A 16,770-nucleotide genomic window follows, 5' to 3' on the forward strand; every position below is an offset into this window, starting at 1 on the left:
GCCACCGAACTTCGCCGACAGCACCGTCGTGATCGCCGCCGTCAGCGTCGTCTTCCCATGGTCCACGTGACCAATCGTGCCAACGTTCACGTGCGGCTTGGTCCGCTCGAATTTGCCTTTTGCCATTTCAGATTCTCCGTATCAAAGAGCACTTCCAGTGCTGGGTTTAAGGTCTCCGCCGCCCACTGGTTTCGCGCGCCACTGGCATCGCGCGAAGCGGACGACGAAGACCGGCTTCGTCTAACTAACTGGCTGAATTACTTGCCGCGTGCGGTGATGATCGCGTCGGCCACGTTCTTCGGAGCTTCGCTGTAGTGCTTGAACTCCATCGTGTACGTGGCACGGCCTTGCGACATCGAGCGCAGCGTGGTCGAGTAGCCGAACATTTCCGACAGCGGAACCTCGGCCTTGATGACCTTGCCGCCGCCAGGCATGTCGTCCATGCCCTGCACCATGCCACGGCGGGATGACAGGTCACCCATCACGTTGCCGGCGTAGTCTTCCGGGGTCTCGACCTCGACCGCCATCATCGGCTCGAGGATCACCGGGCTGGCCTTGCGGCAGCCGTCCTTGAAGCCCAGCGACGCAGCCATCTTGAACGCGTTTTCGTTCGAGTCGACTTCGTGGTACGAACCGAAGACCAACGTGACCTTCACGTCGACCACCGGGAAGCCGGCCAGCACGCCGTTCGGCAGCGAGTCTTCGACGCCCTTCTTCACCGCGGGGATGAACTCGCGCGGCACGACACCGCCCTTGATCGCGTCGACGAACTCGAAGCCCTTGCCCGGCTCCTGCGGTTCGACGTTCAGCACGACGTGGCCGTACTGGCCCTTGCCGCCCGACTGGCGCACGAACTTGCCTTCGACATCGGTCGCGGCCTTGCGGATGGTCTCGCGGTAGGCCACTTGCGGCTTGCCGACGTTGGCTTCGACGCCGAACTCGCGCTTCATGCGGTCGACGATGATTTCCAGGTGCAGCTCGCCCATGCCGGAAATGATGGTCTGGCCCGACTCTTCATCGGTACGCAGTCGGAACGACGGATCTTCCGCCGCCAGGCGACCCAGCGCGATGCCCATCTTTTCCTGGTCGGCCTTGGTCTTCGGCTCGACGGCCTGCGAGATCACCGGCTCCGGGAAGATCATCTTCTCGAGGGTGATGACGTTGTCCGGATCGCACAGCGTCTCGCCGGTGGTCACGTCCTTCAGGCCCACGCAGGCGGCGATGTCGCCGGCCAGGATTTCCTTGATTTCTTCACGCTGGTTCGCGTGCATCTGCAGGATCCGGCCGATGCGCTCCTTCTTGCCGCGGATCGGGTTGAAGACCGAGTCGCCGGACTTCAGCACGCCCGAGTAGACGCGCACGAAGGTCAGCTGGCCGACGTACGGGTCGGTCATCAGCTTGAAGGCGAGTGCCGCGAACTTCTCGCTGTCGTCGGCCTTGCGGGTGACGACCTGCTCCTGCTCGTCGGTGCCCGGCACCGGCGGGATGTCGATCGGCGACGGCATGAAGTCGATCACGGCGTCGAGCATGCGCTGAACGCCCTTGTTCTTGAACGCGGTGCCGCACAGCATCGGCTGGATCTCGGACGCGATCGTGCGCGTGCGGATGCCCAGCTTGATCTCGGCTTCGCTCAGGTCGCCCGACTCGAGGTACTTGTTCATCAGGTCTTCGCTGGATTCAGCGGCGGCCTCGATCATGTTCTCGCGCCACTTCTTGGCGTCGGCCAGCAGCTCGGCGGGGATGTCCTGGTAGTCGAACTTCATGCCCTGCGAGGCTTCGTCCCAGATGATCGCCTTCATCTTGATCAGGTCGACCACGCCGCTGAAGCCGTCTTCGGCACCGATCGGGATCACGATGGGCACCGGGTTCGCCTTCAGGCGCGCCTTCATCTGGTCGTAGACCTTGTAGAAGTTCGCGCCGGTGCGGTCCATCTTGTTGACGAACGCGAGGCGGGGCACCTTGTACTTGTTGGCCTGGCGCCAGACGGTTTCCGACTGGGGCTGCACGCCGCCGACGGCGCAGTACACCATGCAGGCGCCGTCGAGCACGCGCATCGAGCGCTCGACTTCAATCGTGAAGTCGACGTGCCCGGGGGTGTCGATGATGTTGATGCGGTGCTCGGGGTGGTTGAGCTCCATGCCCTTCCAGAAGCAGGTCGTCGCGGCCGACGTGATCGTGATGCCGCGCTCCTGCTCCTGCTCCATCCAGTCCATCGTGGCAGCGCCATCGTGCACTTCACCGATCTTGTGGTTCACACCCGTGTAGAACAGGATGCGCTCGGTGGTCGTGGTCTTGCCGGCGTCGATGTGGGCCGAGATGCCGATGTTGCGGTAGCGCTCGATGGGGGTCTTGCGGGCCATGATGGCACTCCAAAAGCAGGGGCCGCTCGCGGGTTCGTGGAAACCCGAAGAGCGGCCGGGGGGATTGGGATCCGGGGACTTCGTTCTTAGAAGCGGAAGTGCGAGAACGCCTTGTTGGCGTCCGCCATGCGGTGCACTTCATCGCGCTTCTTCATCGCGCCGCCACGGCCTTCGACGGCCTCCAGCAGTTCGTTCGCGAGGCGCTGGGCCATCGACTTCTCGCCGCGCTTGCGGGCCGATTCCTTCAACCAGCGCATGGCCAGGGCCACGCGGCGGACGGGGCGAACTTCCACGGGAACTTGGTAGTTCGCACCGCCGACGCGGCGTGACTTCACTTCGACCATCGGCTTGATGTTGTTCAGCGCGACCGTGAAGATCTCCAGCGGGTCCTTGCCCGACTTCTTTTCGACCTGCTCCAGCGCACCGTAGATGATGCGTTCGGCGACAGCCTTCTTGCCGGACTCCATGATCACGTTCATGAACTTGGAGAGGTCGACCGAACCGAATTTCGGATCGGGGAGGATCTCACGCTTGGGTACTTCGCGACGACGAGGCATTTCTCTTCCTTTTATCTTCAGTTGGCACGGGCATCGCTGCCTGCACCGCGGTCACCACGAAGGCGCTTCCTGCACCCGGGCTTCCACTTACTCGGCCCGGCGGGATCCGTACCCGCCGCAACCGCAACACGCCATGCCGGAGCCTGGACTCCCGCGATGACGACTCCACGAAACCAGCTTACTTGCCAGCCTTCGGACGCTTCGCGCCGTACTTGGAACGCGACTGCTTGCGGTCTTTCACGCCTTGCAGGTCGAGCGAGCCGCGCACGATGTGGTAGCGAACACCCGGCAGATCCTTCACGCGGCCGCCGCGCACGAGCACGACGCTGTGCTCTTGCAGGTTGTGGCCTTCGCCGCCGATGTAGGAAATGATTTCGAACCCGTTGGTCAGGCGAATCTTGGCCACTTTACGCAGCGCCGAGTTCGGCTTCTTCGGGGTGGTGGTGTACACGCGGGTGCACACACCGCGGCGCTGGGGTCCACCCTGCAGCGCCGGGGATTTGGACTTCGTCTTCTCGACCTCACGGCCGAGACGAACGAGTTGATTGATGGTTGGCATGTTGGTAACTTGTTCCCGTTTGAAGTCACTGCCCTGAAATCACTTCTGACACCAGAGCACTTTCGGAAGAAGCGTCGCGCCCTCCCCGGGCGTGTGGCCGACGATTGAACCGCGAGGCTGCGGGATCGTTCGACCGCCCGATCGACCCTGGCTTCGTGAAGCGCAGGACCGACAAAAGAGCGAAGCAGAATCTGCTGAAAAGCCCGCGATTATATTCGTAGCGCCGTACCGCCGCAAGCCAGGGCTTGTCGGCTTCCCACCCGACCCCGATGACCCCACCCACATTCCGCTTCGACCCGCCCCGCGCCGTGCTGGACACCAACGTCGTCCTCGACTGGCTGGTGTTCGCCAATCCCGCGGTCGATCCGATTGCCCGGGCGGTCGAGAGCGGCCGCTTGCGCTGGGTCGCCACCGCCGAGATGCGGGCCGAACTGGCCGAGGTGCTGCGCCGCGGACTCCCCAGGAACCCGTCGATGGATGTCGACCGAATCTGGTCGACATGGAGTGCATGCGCTCACATTGAGGACAATCCGCCACCGGTCCCGCTGGCCGCGCCGCTGCGCTGCACCGATCCCGACGACCAGAAATTCATCGACTTCGCGCTGCACCGCGCCGACTGGCTGCTCACCCGCGATCGCGCGGTGCTGCGGCTCGCGCGCCGCGCGCTTCCGCGCGGCCTCGCGATCCTGACGCCCGAGGCCTGGATCTCGCCACCGCCATGAAAAAGGGCGGCCGAAGCCGCCCTTGTGCTCAGAGAGCAATCGCTCACTCGGCGGTGTCGCCACCGGCTTCCGCCGGTGCTTCCTGCACGGAAGCGAATTCCTCCGCCTCCTGCATCGCGATCGCGCGGCGTTCCGCGTCGTCCATCTCTTCCTTGACGCGGCGTGCATCGTGGAAGGCCATGCCGGTACCGGCCGGGATCAGGCGTCCGACGATCACGTTTTCCTTCAGGCCACGCAGCTCGTCGCGCTTGCCCATGATGGCAGCCTCGGTGAGCACGCGGGTGGTTTCCTGGAAGGACGCGGCCGAGATGAAGCTGTCGGTCGACAGCGACGCCTTCGTGATGCCCAGCAGCACGTCGGCGTGGGTCGCCGTCATCTTGCCTTCGGCGATCATCCGGTCGTTGGTGTCCAGCAGCTCCGAACGCTCGACCTGCTCGCCGAGGATGTACGCCGTGTCGCCCGGGTTGACGATCTGCACGCGGCGCAGCATCTGGCGAACGATCACCTCGATGTGCTTGTCGTTGATCTTCACGCCCTGCAGACGGTAGACGTCCTGCACCTCGTCGACGATGTAGCGCGCCAGTTCCTCGATGCCCAGCAGGCGCAGGATGTCCTGCGGATCGGCCGGACCGTCGACGATCGACTCGCCCTTGTTGACCACCTGGCCTTCGTGGACCACGATGTTCTTTTCCTTCGGGACGAGCTCTTCGTAGACCTTGCCTTCCGGGTCGGTGATCTGCAGGCGGACCTTGCCCTTGGTCTCCTTGCCGAACGAGACCGTGCCGGTCATCTCGGCCAGCGTGCCCTTGTCCTTCGGGCTGCGCGCCTCGAAGAGTTCAGCCACGCGCGGCAGACCGCCGGTGATGTCGCGGGTCTTCTGGCCTTCGACCGGAATGCGCGCCAGCACCTCGCCCGGGGCCAGGTCCTGGCCGTCGCGGATCTGGATCAGCGAGCCGACCTGGAAGCCGATCGTCACCGAGTGGTCGGTGCCGGGGATCTTCACTTCGTTGCCGTTGGCGTCCAGCAGCTTGACCTGCGGGCGCACGACCTTCGCCGCGCCGCGGCGCTTCGGATCGATCACCACCAGCGTCGACAGGCCGGTGACTTCGTCGAGCTGCTTGGCAACCGTGACACCTTCCTCGACGTTCTCGAACTTCGCCTTGCCGGCGAATTCCGTGATGATCGGGCGGGTCAGCGGATCCCAGTTCGCCAGCACCGTGCCGGCCTTGATCTGCTGGTCGGGCTTGATGTTCAGGATCGCGCCGTACGGCACCTTGTGGCGCTCACGCTCGCGACCGTGCTGGTCGGCGATGATGATTTCACCCGAACGCGAGATCACGACCAGGTCGCCCTTGCCGTTGGTCACGTAGCGCATCGTCGCGTTGAAGCCGATGTGGCCATCGGACTTCGCATCGACGCTCGACGCCACCGCCGCACGCGAAGCCGCGCCGCCGATGTGGAACGTGCGCATCGTCAGCTGCGTGCCCGGTTCGCCGATCGACTGCGCCGCGATCACGCCGACCGCTTCGCCGCGGTTCACCAGGCCGCCACGGCCCAGGTCGCGGCCGTAGCACTTGCCGCACAGGCCGAAGCGCGTGCCGCAGGTCAGCGCGGTGCGCACCTTCACTTCGTCGACGCCGGCGGCTTCGAGGCCGTCGAGTGCGTCTTCGTCGAGCATGGTGCCGCCGGTCAGCAGCAGCTCGCCCGTTTCCGGGTGCTGCACTTCGATCGCCGTGACGCGGCCGAGGATGCGGTCGCGCAGCGACTCGATCACTTCGCCGCCTTCGACCAGCGCGCGCATGTTCATGCCGTTCTGCGTGCCGCAGTCGTCTTCGGTGACCACCAGGTCCTGCGTCACGTCGACCAGGCGACGCGTCAGGTAGCCGGAGTTCGCCGTCTTCAGCGCCGTGTCCGCGAGGCCCTTGCGGGCGCCGTGGGTGGAGATGAAGTACTGCAGCACGTTCAGGCCTTCACGGAAGTTCGCCGTGATGGGCGTCTCGATGATCGAGCCGTCCGGCTTGGCCATCAGGCCGCGCATGCCAGCCAGCTGGCGGATCTGCGCCGCGGAACCGCGCGCGCCCGAGTCGGCCATCATGTAGATGGAGTTGAACGACTCCTGGTCGACTTCCTTGCCGTTGCGGTCCAGCACGCGCTGCTTGGCCAGCTGGCTCATCATGACCTTGCCGACTTCGTCGCCGGTCTTGCCCCAGATGTCCACGACCTTGTTGTAGCGCTCGCCGGCGGTGACCAGACCCGAGACGTACTGCTGCTCGATCTCCTTCACTTCCTTCTCGGCGCGGTCGATCAGGCCCGGCTTTTCCTTCGGCACGAGCATGTCGTCGATCGCGATCGAGATGCCGGCGCGCGTTGCCAGGCGGAAGCCCGCCTGCAGCAGCTTGTCGGCGAACACGACCGTTTCCTTCAGACCGCACTTGCGGAACGAGGTGTTGATCAGGCGCGAGATTTCCTTCTTCTTCAGCGCCTTGTTGATGTTCGAGAACGGCAGGCCCTTCGGCAGGATCTCGGACAGCAGCGCACGGCCGACGGTGGTGTCGACGAGCTTGGTCTCCGGCACGAATTCGCCGGTCGCCTTGTTCTTCGTCCACTCGGTCAGGCGCACGCTGATGCGCGCGGTGATCTCGACCTGTGCGTTGTCCAGCGCGCGCTGCACTTCGACGACGTCGGAGAAGATGATGCCTTCGCCCTTGCCGTTGATGCGCTCGCGGGTGGCGTAGTACAGGCCCAGCACCACGTCCTGCGACGGCACGATCGACGGTTCGCCGTTGGCCGGGAACAGCACGTTGTTGGAGGCCAGCATCAGCGTGCGGGCTTCCATCTGCGCTTCGATCGACAGCGGCACGTGGACGGCCATCTGGTCGCCGTCGAAGTCGGCGTTGAACGCAGCGCACACCAGCGGGTGCAGCTGGATGGCCTTGCCTTCGATCAGCACCGGCTCGAACGCCTGGATGCCCAGGCGGTGCAGCGTCGGCGCGCGGTTCAGCATGACCGGGTGTTCCTTGATGACTTCTTCAAGGATGTCCCAGACCACCGGCGTGCCCGATTCCACTTCCTTCTTCGCCGCCTTGATGGTGGTGGCGATGCCCATGGCTTCGAGGCGCGAGAAGATGAACGGCTTGAACAGCTCGAGCGCCATCAGCTTGGGCAGGCCGCACTGGTGCAGCTTCAGCGTCGGGCCGACCACGATGACCGAACGGCCCGAGTAGTCGACGCGCTTGCCCAGCAGGTTCTGGCGGAAGCGGCCGCTCTTGCCCTTGATCATGTCGGCCAGCGACTTCAGCGCGCGCTTGTTGGCGCCGGTCATCGCCTTGCCGCGACGGCCGTTGTCCAGCAGCGAATCGACCGCTTCCTGCAGCATGCGCTTCTCGTTGCGCACGATGATCTCCGGCGCCTTCAGTTCGAGCAGGCGGGCCAGGCGGTTGTTGCGGTTGATGACGCGGCGGTACAGGTCGTTCAGGTCCGACGTGGCGAAGCGGCCGCCGTCCAGCGGCACCAGCGGACGCAGGTCCGGCGGCAGCACCGGCAGCACGTTCATCACCATCCACTGCGGCTTGATGCCCGACTTCTTGAAGGCTTCCATCACCTTCAGGCGCTTGGAGTTCTTCTTGACCTTCAGCTCGGAGCCGGTCATGTCGCCGCGCAGGCGCTCGATCTCGACGTCGAGGTCCATCTCGGCGAGCAGCTTCTGCACGCCTTCGGCGCCCATCAGCGCGATGAACTCGTCGCCGAATTCGGTGCGCTTCGCGTCATAGTCGTCTTCCGACATGATGCTGAACTTCTTCAGCGGGGTCATGCCCGGGTCGACCACCACGTACGCTTCGAAGTACAGCACGCGCTCGATGTCGCGCAGCGTCATGTCGAGCACCAGGCCCAGGCGCGACGGCAGCGACTTCAGGAACCAGATGTGCGCGCACGGCGCCGCCAGGTCGATGTGACCCATGCGGTCGCGGCGGACCTTGGTCTGCGTCACTTCGACGCCGCACTTCTCGCAGATCACGCCACGGTGCTTCAGGCGCTTGTACTTGCCGCACAGGCACTCGTAGTCCTTGATCGGGCCGAAGATCTTCGCGCAGAAGAGCCCGTCGCGCTCCGGCTTGAAGGTGCGGTAGTTGATGGTCTCCGGCTTCTTCACCTCGCCGAAGGACCAGGACCGAATTTTCTCGGGAGAGGCCAGTCCGATCTTGATGGCATCGAAATGCTCATCAGGGGTGAACTGGCGGAACAGATCAAGCAAACCCTTCATGTTCTGTTTCCTTTTCCTTTAGTTGCGCTCGAGCTCGATGTCGATACCGAGCGAACGAATTTCCTTCACCAGCACGTTGAACGATTCCGGCATGCCGGCTTCGATCGCGTGCTCTCCCTTGACGATGGACTCGTACACCTTGGTGCGGCCGTTCACGTCGTCCGACTTGACGGTCAGCATCTCCTGCAGCACGTACGACGCGCCGTAGGCTTCCAGGGCCCACACTTCCATTTCGCCGAAGCGCTGGCCGCCGAACTGGGCCTTGCCGCCCAGCGGTTGCTGCGTGACCAGCGAGTACGGGCCGGTGGAACGGGCGTGCATCTTGTCGTCGACCAGGTGGTGCAGCTTCAGCACGTGCATGTAGCCGACCGTGACCGGACGCTCGAACGCGTCGCCGGTGCGGCCGTCGTACAGCGTGGCCTGGGTGCGCGTGGCCGTCAGTCCCTTGACCTTGGCGATCTCGTCCGGGTAGGCGAGCTTCAGCATGCCGCGGATTTCCTCTTCGGCCGCACCGTCGAACACCGGCGTCGCGAACGGCACGCCCTTGCTCAGGTTGCCGGCCATCTCGAGGATCTCGTCGTCGCTCAGGTGATCGAGGCGCTCGGTCTTGCCGCCCGACTTGTTGTACAGCTCGTCGAGGAACTTGCGCAGCTCGGCCACCTTGGCCTGCGCCTGCAGCATGTCGCCGATGCGCTGGCCGATGCCCTTGCCGGCCCAGCCCAGGTGAACCTCGAGCACCTGCCCGACGTTCATCCGCGACGGCACGCCCAGCGGGTTCAGCACGATGTCGCACGGCGTGCCGTCGGCCATGTGCGGCATGTCCTCGATCGGGTTGATCTTGGACACGACGCCCTTGTTGCCGTGGCGGCCGGCCATCTTGTCGCCCGGTTGCAGGCGGCGCTTGACGGCCAGGTACACCTTCACCATCTTCAGCACGCCGGCCGGCAGCTCGTCGCCCTGCGTCAGCTTCTTGCGCTTCTCTTCGAACGCGAGGTCGAAGCTGTGGCGGGTCTGCTCGAGCGAGTTCTTGATCGACTCGAGCTGGTTGGCCACTTCGTCGTCGGACGGGCGGATGTCGAACCAGTGGTACTTCTCGACGCTGGCGAGGTACGCCTTGTCGATCGTCGTGCCCTTGGCGATCTTCTGCGGGCCGCCGTTGGCGACCTTGCCCGACAGCAGCTTCTCGATCCGGTCGAACGCGTCGGCCTCGACGATGCGCAGCTGGTCGTTCAGGTCGAGGCGGTAGCGCTTCAGCTCATCGTCGATGATCTGTTGCGCGCGCTTGTCGCGCTGGATGCCTTCGCGGGTGAAGACCTGCACGTCGATGACGGTGCCGCTCGTGCCCTGGTCGACGCGCAGCGAGGTGTCCTTCACGTCGGACGCCTTCTCGCCGAAGATCGCGCGCAGCAGCTTCTCTTCCGGCGTCAGCGTGGTCTCGCCCTTCGGCGTGACCTTGCCCACCAGGGTGTCGCCCGGGTTGACTTCGGCGCCCACGTACACGATGCCCGATTCGTCCAGGCGAGCCAGTTGCTGCTCGCTCAGGTTCGGGATGTCGCGCGTGATTTCTTCCGAGCCCAGCTTCGTGTCGCGCGCCATCACCACCAGTTCCTCGATGTGGATCGAGGTGTAGCGGTCGTCGGCGATCACGCGTTCGCTGATCAGGATCGAGTCTTCGAAGTTGTAGCCGTTCCAGGGCATGAACGCGACCAGCATGTTCTGGCCGAGCGCCAGCTCGCCGATGTCGGTCGAGGCGCCGTCGGCAATGATGTCCTCGGCCGAGACGGTGTCGCCGCGCTTGACGATCGGACGCTGGTGGATGTTCGTGTTCTGGTTCGAACGCTGGTACTTGATCAGGTTGTAGATGTCGACGCCGACTTCACCGGCCACCGTCTCGTTGTCGTTGACGCGGATCACGATGCGGTTGGTGTCGACGTAGTCCACGACACCGCCGCGGCGCGCGGCCACGACCGTGCCCGAGTCCTTCGCGGCGACGCGCTCGACGCCGGTACCGACCAGCGCCTTCTCGGGGCGCAGCGTCGGCACGGCCTGGCGCTGCATGTTGGCGCCCATCAGTGCGCGGTTCGCATCGTCGTGCTCGAGGAACGGCACCAGCGAGGCCGCCACCGACACGATCTGCGTCGGCGCCACGTCCATGTACTGGATGCGTTCCGGCGAGGTCAGGATCGATTCGCCGTTGTCGCGCGCGGAGACCAGTTCGTCGATCAGCTTGCCGTCGGCGTCCAGCGTCGCGTTCGCCTGCGCGATCACGTACTTGCCTTCCTCGATGGCCGACAGGTAGTCGATCTGGTTCGTCACCTTGCCGTCGGCCACGCGACGGTACGGCGTCTCGAGGAAGCCGTATTCGTTGAGCTGCGCGTACAGGGCCAGCGAGTTGATCAGGCCGATGTTCGGGCCTTCCGGCGTCTCGATCGGGCACACGCGGCCGTAGTGGGTCGGGTGCACGTCGCGGACTTCGAAGCCGGCGCGTTCGCGGGTCAGGCCGCCCGGGCCCAGGGCCGAGACGCGACGCTTGTGCGTGATCTCGGACAGCGGGTTGGTCTGGTCCATGAACTGCGACAGCTGCGACGCACCGAAGAACTCCTTCAGCGCCGCGGAGATCGGCTTGGAGTTGATCAGGTCGTGCGGCATCAGCGCTTCGGTCTCGGCCTGGCCGAGGCGTTCCTTGACGGCCTTCTCGATGCGGGCGAGGCCCGAGCGGTACTGGTTCTCGGCCAGTTCGCCGACGCAGCGCACGCGACGGTTGCCCAGGTGGTCGATGTCGTCGACTTCACCGCGGCCGTTGCGCAGCTCGACGAGGATCTTCACGACGTCGAGGATGTCGTCGTTGCTCAGCGTCATCGGGCCTTCCGGCACGTCGCGGCCGACCCGGGCGTTGAACTTCATGCGGCCCACGCGCGACAGGTCGTACGTGTCGGCGTTGTAGAACAGCCGGTTGAAGAGCGCCTCGACGGCATCTTCGGTCGGCGGCTCGCCGGGGCGCATCATGCGGTAGATGGCCACGCGCGCGGCCAGCTGGTCGGCCGTTTCATCGGCGGCCAGCGTCTGCGAGATGTAGGCGCCTTCGTCCAGCTCGTTGGTGTAGATGCACTGCATCTCCTTCACACCGGCGGCGCGCAGCTTCTTCAGCAGCGAGTCGGTCAGCTCGTCGTTCGCCTTCGCGATGATCTCGCCGGTGTCCGGGTCGACCATGTTGCGGGCCAGGAAACGGCCGAGCAGGAAGTCTTCCGGGACGCTGATGAACTGCGTCTCGCTCTGCTCGATCTGGCGCGTGTGGCGCGCGGTGATGCGCTTGTCCTTCTCGACGACGACATTGCCGTTCTTGTCGGTGATGTCGAAGCGGGCCACTTCGCCGCGCAGGCGGTCGGCGACGAACTCCATCTGGGCACCGGAGTCCATCAGGCGGAAGTTGTCGAACACGAAGAAGTTCGCGAGGATCGATTCCGGGTTCAGGCCGATCGCCTTCAGCAGGATCGTCACCGGCATCTTGCGGCGGCGGTCGACGCGGAAGTACAGGATGTCCTTCGGGTCGAACTCGAAGTCGAGCCAGGAGCCGCGGTACGGAATGATGCGGGCGCTGAACAGCAGCTTGCCCGAGCTGTGCGTCTTGCCCTTGTCGTGCTCGAAGAACACGCCCGGCGAACGGTGCAGCTGCGACACGATCACGCGCTCGGTACCGTTCACGATGAACGAACCGTAGTCGGTCATGAGCGGCACTTCGCCCATGTAGACCTCTTGTTCCTTGATTTCCTTGACCGTCTTCGCCTGCGGCGACTCGCGGTCATAGATGATCATCTGCAGCTTGGCGCGCACCGCAGCGGCGTAGGTCAGGCCACGCTGCTGGCACTCCCGCGTGTCGAACGCAGGCTTGGCCATGTTGAACTCGATGAACTTCATCTCGACGAACCCGTTGTGCGACACGATCGGGAAAGCGGAGAGGAAAGCGGCCTGCAAGCCTTCAGGCTTGCGTTTCTGCGGAGCGACGTCCTTCTGGAGGAAGGCGACGTACGACTCCTTCTGCATCGTCAGCAGGTAGGGAACGTTGAGGACACTCTCGCGCTTGCCGAAGCTCTTGCGAATCCGCTTGCGCTCGGTGTAGCTGTAGGGGGTTGCGTGCTGCGCCATATGTGATTTCTCACTCCGTATCGGGGAACAGAGCCGGGCCCAGGCCTGCTCCCGTCGGCGACTGTCTTTCGAACATTGCGTTCGACGCTTGGTGGTTGGCCACTACCAACCGCTGGCGGACAACCCCGGCATTGCACCGGAGTCCGACCAAACCCGTTCTCTGCAGTCGGATCAGAGAACACTTGAAAAGGAGGGGAAGTTCGACATTGTCGTTGCTCCCGCCTTTTCAGGTGCCCTCAGGGGGACAAACCCCTGAAGCGCAAAAGGCTGGGGCCGAAAACCGGCACCCAGCCCGCTGCTGACCAGCCGAATTACTTGATTTCGGCCTTGGCGCCGGCTTCCACCAGCTTCTTGACAGCGGCTTCCGCGTCGGCCTTGGGAATGGCTTCCTTGACGGGCTTCGGAGCGCCGTCGACCAGGTCCTTGGCTTCCTTCAGGCCCAGGCCCGTCAGTTCGCGCACGGCCTTGATGACCGACACCTTGTTCGCGCCAGCTTCGAGCAGCATGACGTTGAATTCGGTCTTTTCTTCAACGACAGCAGCAGCAGCGCCGCCGCCACCGCCGCCACCGCCGGTGGCCATGGAAGCGGCGGTCACGCCGAACTTCTCTTCGATGGCCTTGACCAGGTCGTTGAGTTCCATCACCGACATGCTGTCCAGCGAGGTCAGGAATGCGTCTTTATCGAATGCCATTTTGGGTTCCTAGAGATCAGGTAAAGGTTGAGAGGGTCGTCTTCAGGCGGCGGCAGCTTCGGCGGCCGGTGCAGCTTCCGCTGCGCCTTCCCCGCGCTTCTTGGCCAGTGCAGCCAGGACGGCGGCGGTGCGCTGCACCGGTGCCATCAGCAGGCCGGCCAGCTGCGACAGCAGCACTTCCTTGCTGGGGATGCTGGCCAGGGCCTTCACGCCGTCGGCGTTCAGGACCTTGCCGGCGTACGCGCCAGCCTTGATGACGAGCTTGTCGTTGCCCTTGGCAAAGTCGGCGATGACTTTGGCCGCGGCAACGGGGTCCTCGGAAAAACCGTAGATCAGCGGGCCGACGAAGCTTTCCGCGGCCACCTCGAACGACGTACCGGCAACGGCACGGCGAGCCAGGGTGTTCTTCAGCACGTGAAGGTACACGCCCTTGTCGCGAGCCTGCTTGCGCAGGGTGTCAAGGTGAGCCACGGTGAGGCCACGGTACTCGGCCAGCGCCAACGTCTGCGAACGCGCGACTTGCGCGGCCACATCCGTCACCACGGCTGCTTTCTCGTTGCGATTGAGACTCAAGGTCTGCTCCTCACACATCGTGTCTTTCAGCGCCGTTGCTTGGAACGGCAGCCTCCGGACACACCACGATTCAGCGACCTCTGCCTTGGAACCGAAATTCCTTGCCAGTGGGATCGCCATCTGCGCGGGCGTCGGATCGGGTGTTTCCACCGTCTCGTCGATTAAGCGGCGAAGCCGCGCCTGCGGTCTTGGATGGCCCGCTGCGACTTGCGCCGCAGCGGCCCACCAATTCATCGGACCGGCACCAGACTCGTGCCAGTCCTCAATCTGTCAGATCAGGCGGCCGTTGCCGACGCGTTGATCGAAGCGACGTCCACGCGGGCACCGACGCCCATCGTCGACGACACCGCGACCTTGCGCAGGTAGATGCCCTTGCTCGACGCCGGCTTGGCCTTGTTCAGGGCCTCGATCAGCGCGCGCAGGTTGCCGACCAGCTTGTCGGAGTCGAACGAGCGACGGCCGATGGTGCTGTGGACGATACCGGCCTTGTCGACACGGAACTGCACCTGGCCGGCCTTGGCGTTCTTCACCGCGGTGGCCACGTCGGGCGTCACGGTGCCGACCTTCGGGTTCGGCATCAGGCCGCGCGGGCCGAGGATCTGGCCCAGCGTACCGACGATGCGCATCGTGTCCGGCGAGGCGATCACGACGTCGAAGTTCAGGTTGCCGGCCTTCACTTGCTCGGCCAGGTCTTCCATGCCGACGATGTCGGCACCGGCGGCGCGGGCTTCTTCGGCCTTGGCACCCTGGGCGAACACGGCGACGCGCTTGGTCTTGCCGGTGCCGTTGGGCAGCACGACGGCGCCACGCACGACCTGGTCGGACTTCTTCGCGTCGATGCCGAGTTGCACGGCCACGTCGATGGATTCATCGAACTTGGCGGTCGCGCATTCCTTGACGATCGCCAGCGCGTTGTCGAGGGCGTACAGCTTGGTGCTCTCGACCTTGCCGGCGAGGGCCTTTTGGCGTTTGGTCAGCTTGGCCATGCTCAGACTCCTTCAGTGGTCACGCCCATCGAGCGGGCGGTGCCGGCGATGGTGCGAACGGCGGCATCCATGTTGGCTGCCGTCAGGTCCTTGACCTTGGTCTTCGCGATCTCTTCGAGCTGGGCACGAGTGATCTTGCCGACCTTGTCGGTGTGCGGCTTGGCCGAGCCCTTGTCGAGCTTGATCGCCTTCTTGATCAGCACGGTCGCCGGGGGCGACTTCATGATGAACGTGAAGGACTTGTCCGCGAACGCGGTGATCACGACCGGCAGCATCAGGCCGGGTTCGACACCCTGGGTCTGCGCGTTGAACGCCTTGCAGAACTCCATGATGTTCAGGCCGCGCTGGCCGAGGGCCGGGCCGATCGGGGGCGACGGGTTGGCCTTGCCGGCCGGGACTTGCAGCTTGATGAAGCCGACAATTTTCTTTGCCATGATTTCTCCAATGAGGCCCGCCTTGGCAGACGGGCCTTGAGTGCCAACGCAAGGGGCTGGTTACCCTTGCTCCTCGTACCGGTGTCTCGTCACCGGCATCAACGGGATGGCTTCGGCAGGTTGCCCTGCTCGGCCGCCACCCGGGGCGTGAAATCTCAGACCTTCTCGACCTGCGAGAAGTCGAGCTCGACCGGCGTGGCACGGCCGAAGATCGTGACCGAGACGCGCACCTTGGACTTGTCGTAGTTGACGTCCTCGATCGCGCCATTGAAGTCGGTGAACGGGCCTTCCTTGACGCGCACCAGTTCGCCCACTTCCCACTCGACCTTCGGGCGCGGCTTCTCGACACCCTCTTGCATCTGGGTGACGATCTTCATCACCTCGGCTTCGGAGATCGGCGCCGGGCGGTTCTTTGCGCCGCCGACGAAGCCAGTGACCTTGCTGGTGTGCTTCACCAGGTGCCAGGTGTCGTCGGCCATTTCCATCTCGACCAGCACGTAACCCGGGAAGAAGCGACGCTCGGTGACGGCCTTCTTGCCGTTCTTCAGCTCGACGACTTCTTCCATCGGCACCAGGATGCGGCCGAACTTGTCCTGCATGCCGGCACGGTCGATGCGCTCGCGCAGGTTGCGTTCGACGGCCTTCTCCATGCCCGAATAGGCATGCACCACGTACCAGCGCTTGTTGCCGGCCGGCGCCATGGTCGCGGGCGCGGCGTCGGCGGCGGTTTGTTCGTTGGGCTGTTGTTCGCTCATCAGGATGTCCTCAACGCTTCCAGCCCAGGATCAGGTCGTACAGCACCCATTCGAGCGTCTTGTCGGTGAACCACAGGAAGAGCGCCATCACGACCACGAAGGCGAAGACGTACATCGTCATCTGCGTCGCCTCCTTGCGGCTCGGCCAGACGACCTTGCGGACTTCGCGCGACGAATCCTGCCCGAAGGCGATCAGCTGCTTGCCGCTTTCCGACGTGAAGAACAGCGCGACCGCGGCCACCAGCAACAGGACCAGCGCGCCGACGCGCAGCCACAGATCCTGCTTGCCGAGTGCATAGAACGCTGCCACGGCGGCGATCACCAGCACGCCGGAAGCGGCGAGCTTGGCCTTGTCAGCACCCGTGGAGACGGTTTCGACTTGTGGATTCGACATTTCGCTCTTCAAAAAACACGTGCCGCTTTACAGCAGCAAAGCCCGCCGGGACTTTTCGTCGCCGTGCGGGCTGCTTGGGCCACCAACCTCATCGATTGGCAGGGGCAGAGGGAATCGAACCCCCAACCTCTGGTTTTGGAGACCAGCGCTCTGCCAGTTGAGCTATACCCCTGTGGCCTTCAAACGCAATTACTCGAGGATCTTGGCGACGACGCCGGCGCCGACGGTGCGACCACCTTCACGGATGGCGAAGCGCAGGCCTTCTTCCATCGCGATCGGGGCGATCAGCTTCACCGTGATGCTCACGTTGTCGCCAGGCATCACCATTTCCTTG

Annotated in this window: 13 protein-coding genes, 1 tRNA gene and 1 pseudogene; 1 reads left to right on the forward strand and 14 read right to left on the reverse strand. The window is 64.3% G+C overall.

The genetic code is table 11. The features are described from left to right. The 4 genes from ASC98_RS22720 to rpsL all read right to left on the reverse strand — a co-directional run. A partial coding sequence (locus ASC98_RS22720) for a GTP-binding protein (protein ID WP_235581207.1) occupies window positions 1–126 on the reverse strand: 126 nt, incomplete at its 3' end. A 131-nt stretch (window positions 127–257) separates the two neighbouring features. Beyond that, complete coding sequence (fusA, locus tag ASC98_RS22725) at window positions 258–2,360, reverse strand: elongation factor G (protein WP_056813845.1); 2,103 nt, start codon at window positions 2,358–2,360, stop codon at window positions 258–260. A gap of 86 nt (window positions 2,361–2,446) precedes the next feature. Then, window positions 2,447–2,917 (reverse strand): 30S ribosomal protein S7, encoded by a 471-nt coding sequence (gene rpsG, locus ASC98_RS22730; protein ID WP_056813848.1) that lies wholly within the window; start codon window positions 2,915–2,917, stop codon window positions 2,447–2,449. Window positions 2,918–3,095: 178 nt separating this feature from the next. Continuing rightward, on the reverse strand, window positions 3,096–3,476 hold the full coding sequence (gene rpsL, locus ASC98_RS22735) for a 30S ribosomal protein S12 (protein ID WP_047510966.1): 381 nt from the start codon (window positions 3,474–3,476) through the stop codon (window positions 3,096–3,098). A 269-nt stretch (window positions 3,477–3,745) separates the two neighbouring features. Between rpsL and ASC98_RS22740 the strand changes: the two genes are divergently transcribed. Then, entirely contained in the window at window positions 3,746–4,198 is a 453-nt protein-coding gene (locus tag ASC98_RS22740; protein WP_056813851.1) for a putative toxin-antitoxin system toxin component, PIN family, read from the forward strand. Between the two features lie 43 nt (window positions 4,199–4,241). On the opposite strand, the gene rpoC is transcribed toward ASC98_RS22740, so the two are convergent. From rpoC to ASC98_RS29770, 10 genes and pseudogenes are all read right to left on the reverse strand, one after another. After that, the gene (gene rpoC / locus ASC98_RS22745) at window positions 4,242–8,459 is read right to left on the reverse strand and encodes a DNA-directed RNA polymerase subunit beta' (protein WP_056813853.1); all 4,218 of its coding nucleotides are present in this window, start codon (window positions 8,457–8,459) and stop codon (window positions 4,242–4,244) included. A gap of 18 nt (window positions 8,460–8,477) precedes the next feature. Then, the gene (rpoB, locus tag ASC98_RS22750) at window positions 8,478–12,602 is read right to left on the reverse strand and encodes a DNA-directed RNA polymerase subunit beta (RefSeq protein WP_056813856.1); all 4,125 of its coding nucleotides are present in this window, start codon (window positions 12,600–12,602) and stop codon (window positions 8,478–8,480) included. A gap of 311 nt (window positions 12,603–12,913) precedes the next feature. Beyond that, window positions 12,914–13,294, reverse strand: coding sequence for a 50S ribosomal protein L7/L12 (gene rplL, locus ASC98_RS22755; protein ID WP_056813858.1), 381 nt, complete (start codon window positions 13,292–13,294; stop codon window positions 12,914–12,916). Window positions 13,295–13,336: 42 nt separating this feature from the next. After that, complete coding sequence (gene rplJ / locus ASC98_RS22760) at window positions 13,337–13,867, reverse strand: 50S ribosomal protein L10 (protein ID WP_056813875.1); 531 nt, start codon at window positions 13,865–13,867, stop codon at window positions 13,337–13,339. Between the two features lie 275 nt (window positions 13,868–14,142). Continuing rightward, on the reverse strand, window positions 14,143–14,853 hold the full coding sequence (rplA, locus tag ASC98_RS22765; protein ID WP_056820485.1) for a 50S ribosomal protein L1: 711 nt from the start codon (window positions 14,851–14,853) through the stop codon (window positions 14,143–14,145). 2 nt (window positions 14,854–14,855) lie between these two features. Next, window positions 14,856–15,287, reverse strand: a complete 432-nt coding sequence (gene rplK, locus ASC98_RS22770; RefSeq protein ID WP_056813863.1) for a 50S ribosomal protein L11 — start codon at window positions 15,285–15,287, stop codon at window positions 14,856–14,858. A 155-nt stretch (window positions 15,288–15,442) separates the two neighbouring features. Further along, window positions 15,443–15,988, reverse strand: coding sequence for a transcription termination/antitermination protein NusG (nusG, locus tag ASC98_RS22775; RefSeq protein ID WP_047595378.1), 546 nt, complete (start codon window positions 15,986–15,988; stop codon window positions 15,443–15,445). A 64-nt stretch (window positions 15,989–16,052) separates the two neighbouring features. Next, entirely contained in the window at window positions 16,053–16,436 is a 384-nt protein-coding gene (gene secE, locus ASC98_RS22780; protein WP_056813871.1) for a preprotein translocase subunit SecE, read from the reverse strand. A gap of 96 nt (window positions 16,437–16,532) precedes the next feature. Then, window positions 16,533–16,608 (reverse strand) — tRNA-Trp (locus tag ASC98_RS22785). Window positions 16,609–16,625: 17 nt separating this feature from the next. Next, window positions 16,626–16,770: pseudogene (locus tag ASC98_RS29770) on the reverse strand (elongation factor Tu); the annotation flags it as partial.

Source organism: Rhizobacter sp. Root1238, assembly GCF_001425825.1.
Classification (GTDB): domain Bacteria; phylum Pseudomonadota; class Gammaproteobacteria; order Burkholderiales; family Burkholderiaceae_C; genus Rhizobacter.

Coding starts and splice junctions, on each gene's coding strand:
- fusA (WP_056813845.1), bottom strand. CDS start 2,360: ATGGCCCGCAAGACCCCCATCGAGCGCTACCGCAACATCGGCATCTCG.
- rpsG (WP_056813848.1), bottom strand. CDS start 2,917: ATGCCTCGTCGTCGCGAAGTACCCAAGCGTGAGATCCTCCCCGATCCG.
- rpsL (WP_047510966.1), bottom strand. CDS start 3,476: ATGCCAACCATCAATCAACTCGTTCGTCTCGGCCGTGAGGTCGAGAAG.
- ASC98_RS22740 (WP_056813851.1), top strand. CDS start 3,746: ATGACCCCACCCACATTCCGCTTCGACCCGCCCCGCGCCGTGCTGGAC.
- rpoC (WP_056813853.1), bottom strand. CDS start 8,459: ATGAAGGGTTTGCTTGATCTGTTCCGCCAGTTCACCCCTGATGAGCAT.
- rpoB (WP_056813856.1), bottom strand. CDS start 12,602: ATGGCGCAGCACGCAACCCCCTACAGCTACACCGAGCGCAAGCGGATT.
- rplL (WP_056813858.1), bottom strand. CDS start 13,294: ATGGCATTCGATAAAGACGCATTCCTGACCTCGCTGGACAGCATGTCG.
- rplA (WP_056820485.1), bottom strand. CDS start 14,853: ATGGCCAAGCTGACCAAACGCCAAAAGGCCCTCGCCGGCAAGGTCGAG.
- rplK (WP_056813863.1), bottom strand. CDS start 15,287: ATGGCAAAGAAAATTGTCGGCTTCATCAAGCTGCAAGTCCCGGCCGGC.
- nusG (WP_047595378.1), bottom strand. CDS start 15,988: ATGGCGCCGGCCGGCAACAAGCGCTGGTACGTGGTGCATGCCTATTCG.
- secE (WP_056813871.1), bottom strand. CDS start 16,436: ATGTCGAATCCACAAGTCGAAACCGTCTCCACGGGTGCTGACAAGGCC.